The organism is Microbacterium sp. AISO3, assembly GCF_002204305.1.
Classification (GTDB): Bacteria; Actinomycetota; Actinomycetes; order Actinomycetales; family Microbacteriaceae; genus Microbacterium; species Microbacterium arborescens.
This window is the reverse complement of sequence record NZ_NHRF01000203.1, coordinates 1-387: the sequence shown is the minus strand read 5'-3', so window position 1 is coordinate 387 and position 387 is coordinate 1. Positions and strand designations below refer to the sequence as shown.

Genomic DNA, 387 nt, shown 5'->3' with positions numbered 1-387 from the left:
TACTTGGAGAGCAGTTTGCGTTAATCCAGTGCAATTACACCGAGAACCAAGCCGCTATTGACGCCTTCATAGCGTGCATTGATGACATCTCCGAAAGCATCAACTCGGACTACTGGAAGGGAGAAGATGTCATGGCCATCTTCTTCAATGAGTTCACACGCTACAAGGGAAAATCAGAGCAGGGGCAGGTGTTTACACCAGACCACATCACCTCACTGATTTACCGGATTACCGGCACCTGCCACAAAGATAACGTTCTCGACGCTTGCTGTGGCAGTGGTTCTTTTCTTACTAAGGCAATGAGCTACATGATTAGCGAAGTTGGCGGCATCTCGAATGAAGCGGCGGTCCTGGATATAAAAAAGAACCGTTTGTTTGGCATAGAGT

1 protein-coding gene is annotated in these 387 nt (G+C 47.8%); it reads left to right on the top strand.

Annotated features, from left to right (window positions below; all coding sequences use genetic code 11):
- Positions 1-131 precede the first annotated feature (131 nt).
- The coding region (locus CBF90_RS16975) for an N-6 DNA methylase (protein ID WP_197690618.1) at positions 132-387 on the top strand (256 nt) is incomplete at its 3' end.